15 protein-coding genes and 3 tRNA genes are annotated in these 19,534 nt (G+C 64.5%); 6 read left to right on the forward strand and 12 right to left on the reverse strand.

The window, feature by feature from the left end; all coding sequences use genetic code 11:
* The 4 genes from tuf to G332_RS0110010 form a co-directional block, all read right to left on the reverse strand.
* Positions 1-1,191, reverse strand: a complete 1,191-nt coding sequence (tuf, locus tag G332_RS0109995; RefSeq protein ID WP_019626860.1) for an elongation factor Tu — start codon at positions 1,189-1,191, stop codon at positions 1-3.
* Between the two features lie 68 nt (positions 1,192-1,259).
* Positions 1,260-1,335, reverse strand: a tRNA-Thr gene (locus G332_RS0110000).
* A gap of 55 nt (positions 1,336-1,390) precedes the next feature.
* A tRNA-Gly gene (locus G332_RS0110005) sits at positions 1,391-1,464 on the reverse strand.
* A 58-nt stretch (positions 1,465-1,522) separates the two neighbouring features.
* Positions 1,523-1,607: transfer RNA gene (locus G332_RS0110010), tRNA-Tyr, on the reverse strand.
* A gap of 530 nt (positions 1,608-2,137) precedes the next feature.
* On the opposite strand from G332_RS0110010, the gene pilB reads away from it, so the two are divergent.
* The 5 genes from pilB (at position 2,138) to zapD (ending at position 8,052) form a co-directional block, all read left to right on the forward strand.
* The gene (gene pilB, locus G332_RS0110020; protein ID WP_019626862.1) at positions 2,138-3,853 is read left to right on the forward strand and encodes a type IV-A pilus assembly ATPase PilB; all 1,716 of its coding nucleotides are present in this window, start codon (positions 2,138-2,140) and stop codon (positions 3,851-3,853) included.
* Positions 3,854-4,166: 313 nt separating this feature from the next.
* The gene (locus G332_RS0110025) at positions 4,167-5,378 is read left to right on the forward strand and encodes a type II secretion system F family protein (RefSeq protein ID WP_019626863.1); all 1,212 of its coding nucleotides are present in this window, start codon (positions 4,167-4,169) and stop codon (positions 5,376-5,378) included.
* 327 nt (positions 5,379-5,705) lie between these two features.
* Positions 5,706-6,575, forward strand: a complete 870-nt coding sequence (locus G332_RS0110030; RefSeq protein ID WP_019626864.1) for an A24 family peptidase — start codon at positions 5,706-5,708, stop codon at positions 6,573-6,575.
* Between the two features lie 10 nt (positions 6,576-6,585).
* Positions 6,586-7,200 carry a dephospho-CoA kinase gene (gene coaE / locus G332_RS0110035; RefSeq protein ID WP_019626865.1) on the forward strand — a complete coding sequence of 205 codons (615 nt, stop codon included), beginning with the start codon at positions 6,586-6,588 and terminating at the stop codon, positions 7,198-7,200.
* 81 nt (positions 7,201-7,281) lie between these two features.
* Complete coding sequence (gene zapD / locus G332_RS0110040) at positions 7,282-8,052, forward strand: cell division protein ZapD (protein ID WP_019626866.1); 771 nt, start codon at positions 7,282-7,284, stop codon at positions 8,050-8,052.
* Positions 8,053-8,094: 42 nt separating this feature from the next.
* On the opposite strand, the gene G332_RS0110045 is transcribed toward zapD, so the two are convergent.
* The 4 genes from G332_RS0110045 to G332_RS0110060 form a co-directional block, all read right to left on the reverse strand.
* Positions 8,095-9,069 carry a Nudix family hydrolase gene (locus G332_RS0110045; protein WP_019626867.1) on the reverse strand — a complete coding sequence of 325 codons (975 nt, stop codon included), beginning with the start codon at positions 9,067-9,069 and terminating at the stop codon, positions 8,095-8,097.
* The gene (argJ, locus tag G332_RS0110050) at positions 9,050-10,261 is read right to left on the reverse strand and encodes a bifunctional glutamate N-acetyltransferase/amino-acid acetyltransferase ArgJ (RefSeq protein WP_019626868.1); all 1,212 of its coding nucleotides are present in this window, start codon (positions 10,259-10,261) and stop codon (positions 9,050-9,052) included. Before argJ ends, G332_RS0110045 begins: the two co-directional genes overlap by 20 nt.
* 27 nt (positions 10,262-10,288) lie before the next feature.
* On the reverse strand, positions 10,289-13,087 hold the full coding sequence (secA, locus tag G332_RS0110055) for a preprotein translocase subunit SecA (protein WP_019626869.1): 2,799 nt from the start codon (positions 13,085-13,087) through the stop codon (positions 10,289-10,291).
* 432 nt (positions 13,088-13,519) lie between these two features.
* Complete coding sequence (locus tag G332_RS0110060; protein WP_019626870.1) at positions 13,520-14,410, reverse strand: M23 family metallopeptidase; 891 nt, start codon at positions 14,408-14,410, stop codon at positions 13,520-13,522.
* 45 nt (positions 14,411-14,455) lie between these two features.
* Between G332_RS0110060 and G332_RS0110065 the strand changes: the two genes are divergently transcribed.
* Positions 14,456-14,893: a DciA family protein gene (locus G332_RS0110065; RefSeq protein ID WP_019626871.1), complete on the forward strand. Its 438-nt coding sequence runs from the start codon at positions 14,456-14,458 to the stop codon at positions 14,891-14,893.
* A 346-nt stretch (positions 14,894-15,239) separates the two neighbouring features.
* Here G332_RS0110065 and lpxC read toward each other — a convergent pair whose 3' ends face one another.
* The 4 genes from lpxC to G332_RS0110085 form a co-directional block, all read right to left on the reverse strand.
* The gene (gene lpxC / locus G332_RS0110070) at positions 15,240-16,160 is read right to left on the reverse strand and encodes a UDP-3-O-acyl-N-acetylglucosamine deacetylase (RefSeq protein WP_019626872.1); all 921 of its coding nucleotides are present in this window, start codon (positions 16,158-16,160) and stop codon (positions 15,240-15,242) included.
* Positions 16,161-16,283: 123 nt separating this feature from the next.
* Positions 16,284-17,441 carry a cell division protein FtsZ gene (gene ftsZ, locus G332_RS0110075; RefSeq protein WP_019626873.1) on the reverse strand — a complete coding sequence of 386 codons (1,158 nt, stop codon included), beginning with the start codon at positions 17,439-17,441 and terminating at the stop codon, positions 16,284-16,286.
* Between the two features lie 96 nt (positions 17,442-17,537).
* Positions 17,538-18,773, reverse strand: a complete 1,236-nt coding sequence (gene ftsA, locus G332_RS0110080) for a cell division protein FtsA (RefSeq protein WP_019626874.1) — start codon at positions 18,771-18,773, stop codon at positions 17,538-17,540.
* Positions 18,774-18,796: 23 nt separating this feature from the next.
* Positions 18,797-19,519, reverse strand: a complete 723-nt coding sequence (locus G332_RS0110085; RefSeq protein WP_026340773.1) for a cell division protein FtsQ/DivIB — start codon at positions 19,517-19,519, stop codon at positions 18,797-18,799.
* Between the last annotated feature and the right edge of the window lie 15 nt (positions 19,520-19,534).

A 19,534-nucleotide genomic window follows, 5' to 3' on the forward strand; every position in this document is an offset into this window, starting at 1 on the left:
TCACTCAATAATCTTGGAGACGACGCCGGCACCGACGGTGCGGCCACCTTCGCGGATCGCGAAGCGCAGACCATCTTCCATCGCGATCGGACTGATCAGCGCCACGGTCATCTTCACGTTGTCACCCGGCATCACCATCTCGGTGCCCTCCGGGAGATCCACCGAACCCGTCACGTCGGTCGTCCGGAAGTAGAACTGCGGGCGATAGCCGTTGAAGAACGGGGTATGACGGCCTCCCTCGTCCTTGCCCAGGATGTACACCTCGGCCTCGAAATGCGTGTGCGGGTTGATCGAACCCGGCTTGCACAGCACCTGACCACGCTGCACCTCGTCGCGCTTGGTACCACGCAGCAGAATGCCCACGTTGTCGCCCGCTTCGCCCTGGTCAAGCAGCTTGCGGAACATCTCGACACCCGTGACCGTGGTCTTCTGGGTGTCGCGGATACCGACAATCTCGATCTCCTCGCCCACCTTGACCACACCACGCTCGATACGACCGGTCACCACCGTGCCGCGGCCCGAGATCGAGAACACGTCTTCCACCGGCATCAGGAAGTCTCCGTCCACCGCGCGCTCCGGCTCGGGGATGTACTCGTCCATCGCGTCAATCAGCTTCTGAATCGCCTGCGCGCCAATCTCGGACTCGTCGCCCTCAACCGCCTTCAGCGCAGAACCCGTGATCACCGGCGTGTCGTCGCCCGGGAAATCATAGGAGGACAGCAGATCGCGAACCTCCATCTCCACCAGCTCCAGCAGCTCCGGATCATCCACCATGTCCGCCTTGTTCAGGAACACCACAATGTGCGGCACACCTACCTGACGCGCCAGCAGAATGTGCTCGCGCGTCTGCGGCATCGGGCCATCGGCCGCCGATACCACCAGGATCGCGCCGTCCATCTGCGCCGCTCCCGTAATCATGTTCTTCACGTAGTCCGCGTGCCCGGGGCAATCCACATGCGCGTAATGACGACCGTCCGATTCGTACTCCACGTGCGCCGTCGCAATCGTGATCCCGCGCGCCTTCTCTTCCGGCGCGTTGTCGATCTGATCGTACGCGCGCGACTCGCCGCCATACTTCTTGCCCTGCACCACAGTCAGCGCCGCCGTCAGCGTCGTCTTACCATGGTCAACATGACCAATCGTCCCCACATTTACATGCGGCTTCTTACGCTCGAACTTTTCCTTGGACATCTCTCGTTTCCCCGGATCGTGACGCTAAAACACAGTAGCGACGCAGGTTGTTACGCTGACATTGAATATGGAGCTCATGACCGGATTCGAACCGGTGACCTCTTCCTTACCAAGGAAGTGCTCTACCGACTGAGCTACATGAGCCAGTACTGCTGCCAGGGCCTTTCCCGCCTGCTTACAGGCCAGAATGGACCCGCTCTGGAGCGGGTGATGGGAATCGAACCCACATCATCAGCTTGGAAGGCTGAGGTTCTACCATTGAACTACACCCGCAGAACCCTGGCTTGCTGAACCACCGCCCAAGTAACTGGCCGCTGGCTTAAAAAACTGATGGTGGAGGGAGGAGGATTCGAACCTCCGAAGGCTGAGCCAGCAGATTTACAGTCTGCCCCCGTTGACCGCTTGGGTATCCCTCCTCGATCAAGCCGCATATTCTGGACCAGCACGAACGGCAGCGTCAAGGGAAACACCGGACAATATCGGGATCCGGGTCGCACGCATGGAATCCTCTGAGGTAAAGGTGCCAGGCGCGCACCGCCGAGGGCTCGAAGCAAAAGCGCCATGGCATTGATGCCGGGGGAAAATCGCCGCAGGCACCCGTCAGAACCGACCAGCGGGCACGAGCAGACCGCCCGACCGCAGGGACGGGACCATCATGACGATCGCCTTCCTGACCGTTGGCAAGCAGCTCTGTAGGCAACTGGCGAGGGTGCCGGGCGCCTGTCATCCGCAGGGCCGAACGCAGATCGGGGTCACGACGCGGGCCGCCAGAACGGACTTGTGCGGCGTGGGGCGGCTTCCTATGATCCGGGTACAGCCGTGAACCGGTTGGTGTTGTGTGGCAGCAACAGACGCCTGAAGAACGGTCAGCATTATCGACGCGTTTCCCTTCCTTGACGGACGCACGTAGAGTGGGACGGACCAACGAGGTTTGACGCAGAGATCCATGGCGAACTCCACTACGACACCGCGGCTCCCCGGGCTGGCAAAGCGTCTGGTCGAGGCCGACCTGATTGCAGAAGACATTGCGTCGCAACTGGTCGAGGAGTCCCTGTCCAAACAGACACCTCTGACCCACTTGCTCGCCACCAAGGGTGGCGTAGCCGAGGCACGCCTGGCAGAGGCAGCCGCCGAGGAGTTCGGTCTGCCCGTTCTGGACCTGGCCAGCTTCGACCACGAACTGCTGCCGAAGGAACACCTCAACGAGAAGCTGATCCAGAAGCACCACGCGCTGCCCCTGATCGTACGCGGCAACCGGCTTTATATCGCAGTCTCGGATCCCACGAACCTGGGTGCCACGGACGAATTCAAGTTCGCCACCGGAATGCCAACGGAGGCGGTACTGGTCGAGCCGCGCAAGCTCGACCGCATGATCGACCGCGCCCTGAGCGCTGCCACCTCGTTACTCGGCGATCTTGGCGATGAAGGCCTGGACAGTCTGGCGATTGATTCCGGCGAGGAGGACAAGGAAACCACGCAACCGACTGACGGCGTCGACGACGCTCCGGTCGTGCGCTTCGTCAACAAACTTCTGGTGGATGCAATCAATCGCAAGGCCTCGGACATTCATCTCGAACCGTTCGAGAAGGATTTCCGGGTGCGCTTCCGTATCGATGGCGTGCTGCATGAAGTGGCCCACCCGCCGAATTCGCTGGCCCCGCGTATCACCGCCCGGGTAAAGGTCATGTCGCGAATGGACATTGCCGAGCGCCGGGTACCACAGGACGGCCGGATCAAGCTTAAGCTGTCGCGTACCCGTGCCATCGATTTCCGGGTCAGTACCCTGCCAACGCTGTACGGCGAAAAGATCGTGATGCGTATTCTGGACCCGAGCAGCACGTCTCTTGGTATCGACCAACTGGGCTATGAGGAGCACCAGAAGGAGGCCTACCTCAATGCCCTCAAACGGCCCTACGGCATGATCCTGGTGACCGGGCCGACGGGCTCGGGGAAAACGGTGTCGCTGTACACCGGCCTTGGCATCCTGAACACGGCGGACCGCAACATCTCCACCGCCGAAGATCCTTCAGAAATCAATATGCCCGGGGTCAACCAGGTCAACGTCAACCCGAAGGTGGGCCTGACCTTCGCCAGCGCCCTGCGCGCCTTCCTGCGCCAGGATCCGGACGTCATCATGGTCGGGGAAATCCGCGACCTCGAAACGGCCGAGATCGCAATCAAAGCCGCCCAGACCGGGCACCTCGTGCTGTCAACGCTACACACCAATGACGCACCACAAACCCTGACACGCCTCGCCAACATGGGCGTCCCCCCCTACAACATCGCATCCTCCATCCTGCTGATCATCGCCCAGCGCCTGGCGCGGCGGTTGTGTCCAAACTGCAAGGAACCGGAGGACCTCCCCGAAGAGGTCCTGCGCAAGGAGGGCTTTACCGATGCCGACATCCAGGCCGGGGTCTCGGCCTATCGGGCCGTCGGCTGCGACCAGTGTACGAACGGCTACAAGGGCCGACTGGGCATTTACCAGGTCTTGCCAATCAGCGAAGAGATGCAGCGCGGCATCCTGGAGGGTTACAACTCTATGCAGCTTGCGGAGCAGGCAAGAAAGGAAGGAATCGAGGACCTGCGCCGCGCCGGTCTGATGAAGGTAATGAAGGGGCTGACCAGCCTCGAGGAAGTCAATCGCGTGACCAAGGACTAGGGAAACACGGATCCATGTACTCACTCGCGCTGGTACCCCGGTTGTCCCGAGACCAGGCGCATCCTGCAGCGGGCAGAGCTTCTACCCGCACGCGACGCAACGCAGGACCGGGGAACCCGGGGAGCCAGCCCCGAAGGGCTCTGCCTCCCGTTGTTGATCGAAATCGGGCGGGTGTGTGGCGTTGCAGTTCCTGTGTGCAGAACGACTGCACGCCAGTCACCGCACACGAAACGCACGCAAAGGCAACGCAGCAGCGAGCGCGTACAGTAATCAGTGTTTCGCTGGAGGTCACCAGCTACAGGGGGACAGGGGGATGGCCGATTCCGGGACCGTTTACACATGGGAAGGGCTGAACAAGCATGGCAACCGGGTAAAGGGCGAAATACCCGCCGACAACGAGGCCAACGCACGTGCCGAATTACGGCGTAACGGCATCAATGTCACCAGGATCCGCAAAAAGCCGAAATCGCTGTTCTCCGGCAGCGGCAAGAAGATCGTGCCGGCGGATATCGCCTACTTCCTGCGTCAGATGACCACCATGCTGCAATCCGGCGTGCCGCTGGTACAGGCCTTCGAGATCGTCGGACGCGGCAATGAAAAACCCGCGATGCGCGATCTCGTGCTCAAGCTGAAAGCGGACGTAGAAGGCGGCGAGACCTTCGCCAAGGCGTTGAGCAACCAGCCAAAATACTTCGATGACCTGGTAATTAACCTGGTCGAGGCTGGCGAACAGGCGGGGACACTGGAGACCCTGCTGGACAAGGTCGCGACCTACAAGGAGAAGACCGAGGCCCTGAAGGCCAAGATCAAGAAGGCCCTGTTCTATCCGGCAGCGGTCATCGTCGTCGCGATCGTGGTGACGGCCATCCTGCTGATCTACGTAGTCCCGCAGTTCGAGGCCCTTTTCCGGGGCTTTGGGGCCGACCTCCCGGTCTTCACCCGCATGGTGGTCGAGCTTTCGGAATTCACTCAGCGCTGGTGGTGGGCCATCCTCGGGGCCATGGTGGCGCTCGGGTTCATCTTCGTGCAGGTCAAGCGCCGGTCACCACGCTTCGCGCGATTCCTCGACATTGTCAGCCTGAAGATCCCGGCCTTCGGCCCCATCCTGCGCAAGGCTGCGATTGCACGCTTCGCACGCACCCTCTCCACCATGTTCTCGGCCGGGGTCCCGCTGGTGGATGCCCTGACCTCGGTCTCCGGCGCTACCGGCAACGCCGTCTACCGCGAGGCCACGCTGCGCATGCGTGACGAGACCGAGGCCGGGGGGCAGCTGCAGTGGTCCATGCGCAACACGGCCGTCTTTCCCAATATGGTGGTGCAGATGGTGGCCATCGGTGAAGAGTCCGGTTCCCTGGACGCCATGCTCTCGAAGGTCGCCGACTTCTACGAGGAAGAGGTAGACAACGCCGTGGACAGCCTGTCCAGCCTGCTGGAACCGTTGATCATGGTGGTCCTGGGCGTGCTGGTGGGCGGCCTGGTCATTGCCATGTATCTGCCGATCTTCCAGATGGGCCAGGTGATTTAGGGGCCAGCGGAGCGATGAACACATTCGAGTCATCCCCCCGGGGGCCCCAGGGCAGGGCCCACCACGCAGCGGGTCGCGCATCTGCGCGCGCGTTCGAGATGGATTCATGGCACCACGCCGGAGCGGATAGCCGGCCCCACGGGCGACTCCAAGCCGGGACTCGGCCACCTGTCTGCAATGACACCGGCGACATCCAAACCGGGCGCACCCGAGGTATTGACGCCCCGTCTTTTTTGGGAGGAATCACCGCAGGGCACCCATCGCCCCCTGAACGCACGCCGAACGGATCCGACCCCGAACGTGCACATGGGTGGGTGGGTTCCTAGGATGCTTGCCGAGACGGCCGTCGTGCTGGAGGGCTGGGCCATACCGATCGCGGGGTTGCTGGGCCTGCTGATCGGCAGCTTCCTCAATGTCGTCATCGCACGCCTGCCGGTGATGCTCGAACGCGGCTGGGAGCAGGAGGCGCGCGCGATCCTCGAACACCCGCCAACGGAGGCGGAGGACCGCGAACCCTTCGATCTGCTGCGCCCCCGCTCGCGCTGCCCGCAATGCCAGCGCCCCATCCGAGCGCTGGAGAACATCCCTCTGCTGAGCATCCTGTTCCTGCGCGGGCGTTGTCCCGGCTGCGGCACCCGCATCAGCTGGCAATATCCTGCGGTGGAGGCGCTGACCGCTCTGCTGTTCATCGTCACAATCTGGCAACTGGGACCCAGTGCCGCAGGGCTGCTGGCGCTGGTCCTGACCGCAGTGCTGATCGCGGCCGCCGGCATCGATGCCCGCACCACCCTGCTACCCGATCAGCTCACCCTGCCGCTTCTATGGCTGGGGCTACTGGTCAACATACCAGGCACCTTTACCGACCTGCAGTCCGCTGTCATCGGGGCCGCAGCCGGCTACCTGATCCTGTGGCTGGTCTTCCATGGCTTCCGACTGCTGACCGGCAAGGAAGGCATGGGCTTCGGCGACTTCAAGCTCCTGGCCGCACTCGGCGCCTGGCTGGGCTGGCAGGCCCTGCCGGTCATCCTGTTGCTGGCCTCTCTGGTCGGAGCGGTGGTCGGGATCGCCCTGATCCTGCTGCGCGGGCGCGATCGCAATATCCCCATCCCGTTCGGCCCCTACCTCGCCGCCGCCGGCTGGCTGACGCTGCTCTGGGGCGATCAGTTGGCGGTCCTCTATTTCCCGCAAGGTCTGTAGGGAGGCGGCCATGCTGCGGGTCGGACTCACCGGAGGGATCGGTTGCGGCAAGAGCCGGGTCGGCACTTTGTTTTCGAGCCTGGGGGTTCCGGTACTCGATGCCGACACGATCACCCGCGAACTGCAGGCCCCCGGGCACACACTCCACGCCGCCATCGTGCATCACTTCGGGCCCGGCGTTCTGGATGCTCGGGGGCACCTCGACCGCGGTGCCCTGCGCAGCAAAGTCTTTACCGACCCCGGCGAGCGCCAGGTCCTCGAAGGCCTCGTGCATCCGGCCGTCCGGGCCACAATCGAGGAACGCCTGGCGCAACTCCCGAACGACACCCCATATGCACTGGTCGTGGTGCCTCTGCTGTTCGAGGCCGGCTGGGAGACGCATTTCGACCATGTGATCGTGGTCGATTGCGACCCCTCCGAGCAGGTCGCGCGGGTACGCCAGCGTGACGGCCACAGCCAGGCCGATGTAGAGGCCATCATCGAGGCCCAGATGAACCGCGAAGAACGGCGCCGGCGTGCGGACCGCACCATCCACAACACGGGTACGATCACGGATACCGAGCTGGCGCAACAGGTCGCCGATTGCGACGCCGCCCTGCGCCGGCTGCACAACCAGGCCTTCTGACGGGTAGAAAACCTTCCCTCGAATCCCTGATACTGGGCGGATCTTCCGATTACCCAGCCCTCCTTCTCGTGCGGGAACGCCGTGAACCAGTCTCTGACCTTCGAACAACCGCTCCACGAACGCGTGCGCCTGCTGCTGCGGCTGGAGGCGCTGGGAGCGCGTTTTGGCGATGCCCTGGCGTCCGGAGGGCCGTTTGACCATCACGAGGCCCTGGCCGCACTGGTCGACATCTATGCACTGGTCACGCGCGTCGACATCAAGCGTGAACTGATGGCCGAGATCGAGCGCCAGACCGCAAACCTGAATCGACTGGCCAACCTGCCTGGCGTCGACGCCGAACGCTTCGACGAGACCATGGCCGCGCAGAAGCGCCTGCACGATGCCCTGGAGGCCCAGGCCGGCGCCCTCGACCATCGCGTCCGCGGCAGCGAGTTCTTTTCCAGCCTGCGCCAGCGTATGGCCCTCCCGGGCGGAGTCTTCGATTTCGACTTGCCGATCTATCACTACTGGCTGGAACACCCGGAATCGACCCGCCGCGAGCTCCTGCTGGAGTGGTTCGAGCCGCTGAACACCGTCGCCGAAGCGACGACGCAGGTGCTGCACTTCATGCGCCAATCGGGGAGCACGGAAGCCGTCACCGCCGAGGGCGGCTACTTCCAGCGCACCCTGGACAACACACATGCCTGGCAACTCATTCGAGTCAGCGTGAACACGGAGCTGGGCGTCTATCCCGAGATCAGCGGGGGCCGCCAGCGCTTCACGGTTCGCTTTTTGATGCCCGGAGACTTCCGCGAACGCCCCGTACCGGCCAAGCACGATGTCCCGTTCCAGCTCTGCTGCTGCGCGCTCTGAGCCACCGAGCGCGGCAGCGCACGCGGCGGGTTCACATCCAACTCAGCCTGCGAGCAGACCTCGTATCGCCGCGATGCCCTGCGCACCGGCTGCCTGCGCCCGGGACAAACTGGCGCAGTCCATCCCTCCCAGGGCGTACACCGGCAATGCGGCGCCACGTACCAGCTGTGCAAAACGCTGCCAGCCCAGGGGGACGGCCGCAGGATGGGTCGCCGTCGCCCGGACCGGGCTCAATATCGCGAAGTCCGCACCCAGCGCCGCCGCGCGATCCAGCCCGGCACGATCATGTACCGCAAGCGCCACCCGACCGAAACCCGGCGGCCGGCGTTCCAGTTCGCGCCAGCGATGTTCAGGCAGATGCAGCCCGACCCGGGGAAACGCCGTCAACCACTGCGGCGGCGCATTCGCCAGCACCGGGATCGCACGCGGCTCGGCCCGCCCCAGCACGCCCGCCAGCAGCTCCAGGTAATCGTCGCGTTCCAGATGCGGCGCCCGCACCTGCACCATCCCGGCGCAGCCAGCCGCCAGGGCCTGTTCCACACGCTCAATCACCTCGCCCATCGCGCCCGCCGAGCGGGGCGACGGCGTGATAAGGCACGTGCTCGGCAGCGTCAGCAGCGCCAGCATCGGCGCGTTGGCCGCCGGGAAATCCGTCGCATCCAGGGCCGACGGTGGCCGCCACTCCAGCGGCTGCCCCTCGCGGCCCTCGGGATGTCCCGCCCATTTCGTCACCCGGAACACCCGCAGCATTACACGTCGTTCAGGGTAGTCGTGAGGGATGGAAAGGCAATGGGTGGCCGCATCCACGCGGATGCCCAGCTCCTCATGGAGTTCGCGTGCAAGGGCCGCCGCGGCCGACTCGTGCGCAGCTACCTTGCCCCCAGGGAACTCCCACAACCCGGCCAGGTGCCCGCCGGCCCGGCGCCGCGTAACCAGGACACGACCCGCCGCATCCCGGATCAGACCGACGGCGACCTCGACGAGCTCCGCGGCCGGATCAGGAGCGGTACTCGGCATTGATGCGCACGTACTCGTGGGAAAAGTCGCAGGTGTACTTGCGCGCGCAGGCATTGCCCCGACCGAGGTCGATGGCGATATGGATCTCCTCGGCGGCGAAGGCCTCCTGACCTGCGGTCTCTGCATAGTCGGGCGCACGGCCGCCATCACATACGATGTCGACGTCATTCACCCGGATCGCAATCCGCTCGATCACGAGGTCGGGGACACCCGCCCGGCCCACGGCGGCCAGGATGCGTCCCCAGTTCGGATCCGAGGCAAACAGCGCGGTCTTGACCAGCGGCGACAGCGCAACGGTCTCGGCGACCGCCGCGGCCTCGCCACGGGTTCTCGCGCCCATGACCTCCACCGTCACAAACTTGGTCGCCCCCTCGCCATCGCGGACGATCGCCTGAGCCAGCTCCAGGCAAACCGTGTCCAGTGCTGCAGCGAAGGCGGCACGGTCCGCCGCCGTGGCCAGTCCGGCGCCGCTTGCGCCACTGGCCATGCAGACCACCGCATCGTTGGTCGAGGTGTCGCCATCCACGGTGATGGCATTGAAGCTCTCGGCATTCGCCTGACGCAGCAGGTCCGTGAGGGTCTCCGTGTCGATCGCCAGGTCGGTGCCGATGAAGGCCAGCATGGTGGCCATATCGGGGTGAATCATCCCCGACCCCTTCGCAATCCCGGTCAGCGTGACCTCCCCGGTGGACAGGGCCACGCGGCGACTCGCACCCTTGACCACGGTATCGGTGGTCATGATCGCGTGCGCTGCCTGCATCCAGGCATCCGGAGCCAGGGCGGCATCCAGGGCCGGCAACGCGTGGGTGATGCGCTCCACCGGCAGGGGCTCGCCGATTACCCCGGTGGAGAACGGCAGGACCGCAGCAGGCCTGCCGCCGGTCACCGCAGCAAGGGCGTCGCAGCAGGCACGCGCCGCATCCAGGCCGGGTGCGCCCGTCCCGGCATTGGCGTTGCCGGCGTTAATCAGTAACCAGCGTGGTTGCCCAGCCGCCTGATGCTCCGCCGCCACCACCACCGGGGCCGCCCGAAAGGCATTGGTGGTGTACAGCGCTGCGATCGCAGCATCCGCTCCCGCGTCGATCAGCACCAGGTCATCGCGCCCCGCATAGCGGATGCCGGCCGCCGTGGCGGCCAGGCGGATACCGGGTACCGGGTCCAGCGCCTCCGGCGCATGCAGTCCTACGGCCATGGGTCCGATTCCGTGGCAGGGCCCGGCCTACAGCTTGCCGTGGCAGTGCTTGAATTTTTTGCCCGAGCCGCACCAGCAGGGATCGTTGCGTCCCAGCTTGGGTTCCTCACGGCGATACGGGGCGTCGCCACCGTTCACCGGCTCGCGCGCGCCGGATTCAGCCCCGCTCTCGGCGGCAAGGGCACTGTCGGGATTCTGGTGCTGGAACTCCAGGTCGTCCTCGGCCGGCGCAGTCTTCTTCGGTTTCAGGGCCTCAAGCTCCTCCGGCGAACGCAGCTGCATGCGCAGCAGGAACTTCACGACATCATGCTTGATGCGTTCCAGCAACGACTGGAACATCGCGAAGGCTTCCTTCTTGTATTCCTGCTTCGGGTTGCGCTGGGCATAGCCGCGCAGGCCAATACCCTGGCGCAGGTAGTCCATCGCAGCAAGATGTTCCTTCCACTGACTGTCGAGCACCTGCAGCATGACGTCGCGCTCCAGGCGGTGGATGGTCTCGTCACCCAACTGCTCGCGCTTGTCTCCGAGAATCTCCCGGGCATGCGCGACGATGCGTTCGCGCAGGGGCTCCTCGTGGAGGTCCTCCTCGTCATCCAGCCACTGCTGCAGCGGCAGATCGATGCCGAACTCGCCGTTGAGGGCCTGCTGCAGGCCCTCGATATCCCATTCGTCTTCAATCGAACCCGGCGGCAGATACAGGCTGATCTGGGCGTTGACGACATCTTCGACCAGGGTATCGATGGTCTCGCTGATATCCTCGCTGGTCAGGAGTTCGGCGCGCTGATCATAAATCACCCGGCGCTGATCGTTGGCAACGTCGTCGTATTCCAGCAGCTGCTTGCGGATATCGAAGTTGTGCGCCTCGACCTTGCGCTGCGCATTCTCGATCGCCCGTGACACCCAGGCATTCTCGATCGCTTCGCCTTCTTTCATGCCCAGGCGCTGCATCAGCCCGCGGACGCGCTCGGATGCGAATACCCGCATCAGGTTGTCTTCCAGCGACAGGAAGAAGCGGCTGGAGCCGGGGTCCCCCTGACGCCCGGAACGGCCGCGCAGCTGGTTATCGATGCGGCGCGACTCGTGGCGTTCGGAACCGATAATGTGCAGGCCCCCGGCCTCCAGGACCTGATCGTGACGCTGTTGCCAGTCGGCCTTGATCTGGTCGCGCCGCGCGGTGTCGTCGGCATCGACGTCGGCAAGCTCTGCATCCAGCGAGCCCCCCAGTACGATGTCGGTACCACGACCGGCCATATTGGTGGCCAGGGTCACCGCCTTCGGACGCCCGGCCTGGGCGATGATGGAAGCCTCGCGCTCATGCTGTTTGGCATTCAGCACTTCAAACGCGATCCCCGTCTTCTTCAGCGCAGCGGCCAGTTGCTCCGAGCTTTCAACCGAGGCCGTCCCCACCAGCACCGGCTGGCCACGATCCACGCACCACTGGATCTCCTTGATGATGGCCTCGTATTTCTCGGGCTGGGTGAGAAACACCAGATCCTGCATGTCATCACGCGCCAGCGGCTTGTTGCCGGGGATGACCACCACTTCCAGGTCGTAGATGGTCTTGAACTCGTAGGCCTCGGTGTCGGCCGTGCCGGTCATGCCGGAAAGTTTTTCGTACAGCCGGAAATAGTTCTGGAAGGTGATCGAAGCCAGCGTCTGGTTCTCGCGCTGGATCGGCACCCCCTCCTTGGCCTCGATCGCCTGGTGCAGTCCCTCGGACCAGCGTCGGCCCGCCATGATACGACCGGTAAACTCGTCGATGATCTGCACCTTGTTATCGCGTACCAGGTAGTCCACATCGCGATGGAACAACGCATGGGCGCGCAGCGCGGCGTTCAGGTGGTGCAGCACGGCGATACTGGCCGAGTCGTACAGGGTCTGGTGTTCCTCCAGCAGCCCCGCTGCGCGCAGCAGCTCCTCGGCCTTTTCGTGGCCCTCCTCACTGAGAAAGACCTGTTTGGCCTTCTCGTCCACAAAGTAATCGCCCGCGCCCTCCTCGTCCTCCTGGCGCACCAGCTGCGGCGGGATGGTGTTCAGGCGCTCGTACAGCTCGGAGCTGTCGCCACTGGGTCCGGAGATGATCAGCGGGGTACGCGCCTCGTCGATCAGGATGGAATCGACCTCGTCGACCACCGCGAAATTGAGCGCGCGCTGGACCCGCTGATCGGCCGCGAAGGCCATGTTGTCGCGCAGATAATCGAAACCAAACTCGTTATTGGTGCCGTAGGTGATATCTGCCGCATAGGCCTCGCGCCGCGTCACCGGACGCAGGCGGTCAAAACCGCCCTCGGGGGCCTGGTAGTCGGGATCAAACATGAACGAGGCAGAGTCCACACCCAGCCCGCCGGAGCTGTTGACCACCCCCACCGACAGGCCGAGGGCGTGGTAGAGCTCCCCCATCCAGGCGGCGTCACGCCGGGCCAGGTAATCGTTCACCGTCACCACGTGTACGCCATCACCCGCCAGGGCGTTGAGATATGTGGGGAGGGTCGCGACCAGGGTCTTCCCTTCCCCGGTGCGCATCTCGGCGATCCGGCCGTCATTCAGGACCATGCCACCGATCAGCTGAACATCGAAGTGGCGCAGCCCCAGGACCCGGGCACTCATCGCACGGCAGACCGCGAAGGCCTCCGGCAACAGCTTCTCCAGATCCTCGCCTTCGCCCAGACGGCGCTGGAACTCCTGCGTCTTGTGCCGCAGTTCGTCTACCGCGAGGGCTTCGGTGGATTCGGCAAGGGCATTGATACGCTCCACCGCACGGGTATAGCGCTTCAGGATGCGATCGTTACGACTGCCGAAAATCTTCTGTACGAGCTGCTTGACCATGGGGATCCGGGAAGGGTTGCTGAAACTGATCTAGGGAAACACGAGATGAATGTGCACGCTCGCTGCTGCGTCGCTTGCGCGCGTCGAATGCACAGTGACGGCACTTGCAGTCATTCTGCTGAAGGTGGACCGCAACGCCGCAGTGTGTCCGTTTGTATCCGAAGCCCAATCCGCAACGGGCTGACAAACCCCTTCTTGCGATGGGCCGGAGGGATTGGCACCGCAGGTACTCCGATCCGGCGCTGCGCTGCTAGCGCAGCAGGACCACGATCCGCTGCACGACGCATCCGGCCGCGGGCAACCCGAGTACGCACCTCGAGCATGCATATTCATCGGCAATTTCCCAAGCATAAACGATCCGCAGGGGAAACGCTGCGAACCCGTCACCGGAACGGGGAACGTGCCCGGGCACAAGGCCCGAGGACCCGACTCTCAGTCCTCCGGCGGCAGGAACGGACGAGGATTCAGGGCCTCGCCGGCCTCGACAACTTCGTAGTGCAGGTGAGTGCCGGTCGCGCGTCCGGTACGGCCCATCGCCGCAATCACCTCGCCCGCCTCGACCCGCTGGCCGGACTCGACCAGGAGCTCGGAGTTGTGCGCATAGCGCGTATTCAAGCCACCGCCGTGGGCAATCTCGACCAGCTTGCCATAACCGCCACGACGTCCGGCGAAGACCACCAGGCCGCCGCCTGCGGCGCGAATCTCCGAGCCCTCGGGCCCGGCAAAATCGATGCCGGAGTGGAAACGACGCGCGCCGGTGAACGGGTCCTCGCGGTAACCGAACGAGGAACTGATCCAGGTGTCGTCTTCCACCGGGCGATGCCGGGGCTGCAGTGCCTCGCGGGCTGCGTCCTGACGCAGCTCGGAGTCGATCAGGCCCACCTTCGAACGGTGCTGCTCCAGCAGGTCTTCAAGGGCCAGGAGCCGTTCGTACAGGTCCTGAGGCGAATCGGGGGCGTTCAGCAGAGGACCGCCCTGCCCGCCCATATCCGGTTCCAGGTCTGCGACATCCACTCCAAGATTGTCCCCGACCGACCGAATCCGCAGATCCACACGCGCCAGCTTCCGCTCCAGCGTGACCACCCGTTGCGTCAGCTGGCTCAGGCCCGCGCGCGCGGCCTCGCGGTCGACCGTCTCGAGAAAAGGTCCGTCCAGCGTCCCACCCACCGGGATCTTGACAATCTCGCGCTGCTGCTGCCCGGCCATGTAGGCCGCCATCACCACCGACGCGGCCAGCAACGCGGCCAGCACAGCCATCAATCCGACCCCCCAGAACGGGACCCGTGCGCAACGGCCATCCTGTCGTAGTACGATCAGCTGCATGCAAAACCTCTTGTCCTGTTCCTGCCACAACCAGCGGGGCCGGGGATGACACCACAACGTATCACCCGCTTCATTGCCCGCGAATGGTCCGAATATTCGGATCGCGACCGCCGCGTAGAGCGCGCGCTGGAGGGGCTGACGGGCGCTGCCTTGAAGGCCGGCCGTCTGGCCCTCAGCGTGCGCGACGACACCCTGGTCGCGATCTGCGCGGAGCGCGGGCTCGCAACCGAGCTGAGGTTCCAGCAGCGCGAGCTGCTGAAAACCCTGGCCGCTGCGGGTTTCGACGGCGTCACCCAGATGCGAATCCGGCTCAGCCAGACTCCAAGGGCGCCGGAACCCGTGGCACCACTGGAGCGCCGCGAGATCCCGGATACGGCACGACGCATCCTGTCCGAAACGGCCGCCCGCGTGACCGACCCCACCCTGGCAAGCGCCCTGGAACGGCTGGCTCGAGCCGCCCGACACTCGGCCCGGGACGACTGACGCACAAAGCCCCCCGGCACCAGATCAACGCCCCGTGTGATCAGGAAGATCCCGGAGGCCATCTGCGCTCGCTTTGCCCTGCGTGTCTTGTCTGCGTGCGGCGAGCATACATCGACGCCGCCAGCCCACCTGCTGCTGGCCGCCCGCAATGTGCTCCCGTGACTGCTACGGATCCCCGACAATCAGGCCAACGAGTCTTCATCGAACAGGCTGCACCGCTCCGGACTGCCGGTAACGACTCAGGCGCGCTCCCGCATTTTTCCGGAAACCGGACGTAACCGCCCCCAGGCCTTCCTGGTCCAACTCCTGGGTACAACCAGGCCGACCGGCCTCGAACCCGGCAGGCTCAACTGGCCGGGGTCGGCGCCAGTTGCCCAAAAGAGATCGGCAGCCGTTCATCCGGCCCCTCGAAGGTGACCTTCTCCCAGGCCGTCTCGTCCGCAACGAGCTTGCGGATCAACTGGTTGTTCAGCGCGTGGCCGGACTTGTGGCCGGTAAACGCCCCGATCAGGCTGTGCCCCAGAAGGTACAGGTCCCCAACGACATCCAGGATCTTGTGCTTGACCAGCTCGTTGTCGTAACGCAAGCCGTTTTCGTTGAGGATCTTGTAGTCGTCCAGGACCACCGCGTTGTCGAGACTGCCGCCCAGCGCCAGCTGGTTCGCCCGCAGGGCCTCGATGTCACGCATGAACCCGAAGGTACGGGCCCGCGAGACCTCTTTCACAAAAGACGTGGAAGAGAAGTCCAGCTCGGCTACCTGGCTGCCATCCGTAAACATGGGGTGTTCAAAGTCGATACAGAAACCGACCTTGAACCCGTCGTAGGGATCGAAGCGCACCCATTTGTCGCCCTCGCGGACTTCAACACTGCGCTTCACCCGGATGAATTCCTTGGGTGCATCCTGCTCCTTCAGCCCGGCGGACTGCAGCAGAAACACGAAGGGACCGGCACTGCCGTCCATGATCGGCACCTCGGCGGCGCTGACATCAACGTGCAGATTATCGATTCCCAAGCCCGCGATCGCGGAGAGCAGATGCTCCACCGTCGATACCCGGACATCGCCGCTGACCAGCGTCGTGGACAGACGCGTGTCGCCAACATTGTCGGCACAGGCGCGCAGCTCCACGGACGGATCAAGATCGCAGCGGTGGAACACGATCCCGGTGTTGACCGGGGCCGGGCGCAGGGTCAGTACGACCTTCTCACCGGTGTGCAGACCAACACCGGTTGCCCGAATGCTGTTCTTGAGCGTTCTTTGCCTGATCAACGACTTGAGCCTCTCTACTTGCAGGAGGGCGCATAGAGGAGCCCGGGGCCCTCCCGGGCTCCTATGCACACAACGATTGCATCATTATTGCAGGATTCCGCGCATCCTGCATGGACCGACGTCTCAGTCCGCCTGCTTGCGCAGAAAGGCCGGAATATCCAGCACATCAATGCCTTGCTCCTGGTGATGCTCCACCGACAGGTCATCGCCCACTCGCCGCTTGATGGTCGGTTGATCCAGATCCACCTCGACATCGGAGCCCACGGCCCTCTTCGGCTGCGCATCCACCACCCGCACCGCCGGACGCTCCGACTGGGTCGCCGCGGAACCGAGCCCGGTGGCCACCAGGGTCACACGCAGTTCGTCGCTCATCTCGGGGTCGATCACGGTGCCCACCACCACGTTGGCATCCTCCGAAGTCAGGGCCTTCACCGCCTCGCCGACCTCCTCGAACTCGCCAATACCGACATCCATGCCGCCGGTGACGTTCACCAGGATGCCGCGCGCACCGGAGATATCGATGTCCTCGAGCAACGGGCTGGCAATCGCGGCCTCCGCAGCCTGGCGGGCACGGTCCTCGCCGGTGCCGGACCCGGTGCCCATCATGGCCATGCCCATCTCGCGCATCACATTGCGCACGTCGGCGAAGTCGACGTTGATCAGGCCGGGACGGGTGATCAATTCGGCGATCCCCTGGACGGCACCAAACAGCACGTCATTGGCGGCCTTGAAGGCATCCAGCAGGGTGGTGTTCTTGCCCAGCACCGTCAGCAGCTTCTCGTTGGGGATGGTAATCAGGGAATCGACCTGCTCGGTCAACGCCTTGATGCCCGACATCGCGATCTGCATGCGGCGCTTGCCCTCGAACGGGAACGGCTTGGTAACGACCGCCACCGTCAGGATGTTCATCTCCTTGGCAATCTGCGCCACGACCGGCGCGGCCCCGGTACCGGTACCACCCCCCATGCCGGCGGTAATGAAGACCATATCGGCCCCCTGAAGCAGGTCCTGAATGCGCTCGCGATCCTCCAGGGCTGCCTCGCGGCCAACGGCCGGGTCCGCCCCGGCACCCAGGCCCTTGGTGATATCACCACCCAGTTGCAGGAGCGTCTTGGAATCCAGGCTCTTCAGCGCCTGGGCATCGGTGTTGGCGCAGATGAAATCGACGCCATCCAGTTGCGCGTTGACCATGTGCTGCACGGCATTGCCGCCACCACCCCCAACACCTACGACCTTGATCGTGGCGCTCTGGCTATAGGTATCCATCAGTTCAAACGTCATGGCTGCGTCCTCTCGTTGCGTGTGTGCGTAAACCGCAATTACCTGCGTAGTGACCGGAGAGCGGTCCGGCCTCCTCGACCCTGGCGGTCCCGAAAGTCAGAACTGCCCGGAAAACCAGCGCTTCATGCGCGCCCATACGCCCTGGAATCCGCTATTCACGGGCCAGGTCTCCTGCTCGGCACGCGACTGACGGGCATAGAGCAACAGCCCCACCCCTGTCGCGTGGATCGGATTCTTCACCACATCCAGGAGCCCGGTGACGCGCTGCGGCACCCCCAGGCGTACGGGCATGTGGAAGACCTCTTCGGCAAGATCCACCACACCTTCCATTCGGGAAGAGCCACCAGTGAGCACCACCCCGGCGGCAATCATTTCCTCGGTACCGCTGCGGCGCAGTTCCGCCTGCACCAACTGCAGCAGTTCCTCGTAACGCGGCTCGACCACGGAGGCGAGCGTCTGCCGCGACAGCCGACGCGCGGGGCGATCACCAACACCGGGGACCTCGATGGTCTCGCTCGGATCCGCCAGCGAACGCAGCGCGCAGGCGTACTTGATCTTGAGCTCGTCGGCGTACTGGGTCGGCGTACGCAGGGCCACCGCGATGTCGTTGGTCACCTGGTCCCCGGCAATCGGAATCACCGCGGTGTGCAGGATCGCGCCGTGGGCAAATACCGCGATGTCGGTGGTCCCGCCGCCAACATCCACCAGGCAGACACCCAGATCCTTCTCGTCCTCGGTGAGCACGGAATAACTGGAGGCCAGCTGTTCCAGGATGATGTCGTCCACCCGCAGCCCGCAGCGCTCCACGCACTTGACGATATTCTGTGCCGCCGACACCGCTCCGGTGACCAGGTGCACCTTCGCCTCCAGCCGCACGCCGGACATCCCGATCGGCTCGCGGATGCCCTCCTGCTCGTCGATGATGTATTCCTGCGGCAGCACGTGGAGGATGCGCTGATCGGCCGGAATGGCGATCGCACGCGCGGCATCGATCACCCGATCAACATCGCCGGCCACGACCTCGCCATCCTTGATCGCCACCACGCCGGTGGAGTTGTAACTCTTGATATGCGAGCCGGCGATCCCGGTGTAGACCGAATGGATCTCGCAACCGGCCATCAGCTCGGCCTCCTCGACCGCGCGCTGAATCGACTGGACCGTGGACTCGATGTTCACAACCACGCCCTTCTTCAACCCGCGCGAGGGCGACGAACCGATCCCGATCACCTCGATCTCGCCCTCCTCGGTCAGTTCCCCGACCACGGCCTCGATCTTCGTCGTCCCGACATCCAGGCCGACGATCAAACCGGGTTCCGACTTCTTTGCCATCATCTTTATGCGTCCTGTCGTTCGTATCATCGGGCTTCTGCCGCCCCGTCATCCGCGGCATCCGCCCAGGCCACCGCAAGCCCGTGCGGATAGCGCATGTCAATCCGTTCCACCGGTGCCTCGCGGTATTCCCGAATCGCCGAGGCCGCACGCACCAGTTGTCCGAGGCGGGACAGGTCCTCATCGCGCCCCATCAGCACGCGCACGCCATCGGACAAGTGAATGCTCCAGTCATGGCGCGCACCCTCCTCCAGTCCCACCACCTCCAGGCCGCCATCGGCCAGCCGCGCGGAGACCTCCAGATAGCGATGCATCAGCACCACCTGGCGGCCATCGGTACCGGCCAGCGCCGGCAGACCGGCCCATGGTTCCAGGTCCACCGGGCCGAACAGGCGACCGCGCCGGTCCACCAGGTGATCACCGCCCCACTGCGCCACGGGTACCGGCTCGCGAATCTCCACTACCAGGGTGTCCGGCCACTGCCGGCGCAGCCGTACACTGTCAATCCAGGGGTAGCCCTCCAGAACCGCGCGCAGCGACTCCAGCTCGACACCGACGAATCCCCTGGCATGCCCCCGGACAAGCTCGCGCACGGCATCCACATCCGCATGCCGAGGATCGCCACCAATCTCGATGCGTTCGATCGGCAGCAACGCATCGGCATCGAACTGGACCCATGCCAGCGTGCCCAGCACCAGCACCCCGGCCAGACCCATGCCCGCCAACAGACGCAGGCCCGGCCCGGCCAGCTGGCGCAGGGGCGA

The organism is Thioalkalivibrio sp. ALJT (assembly GCF_000381825.1).
GTDB lineage: Bacteria > Pseudomonadota > Gammaproteobacteria > Ectothiorhodospirales > Ectothiorhodospiraceae > Thioalkalivibrio.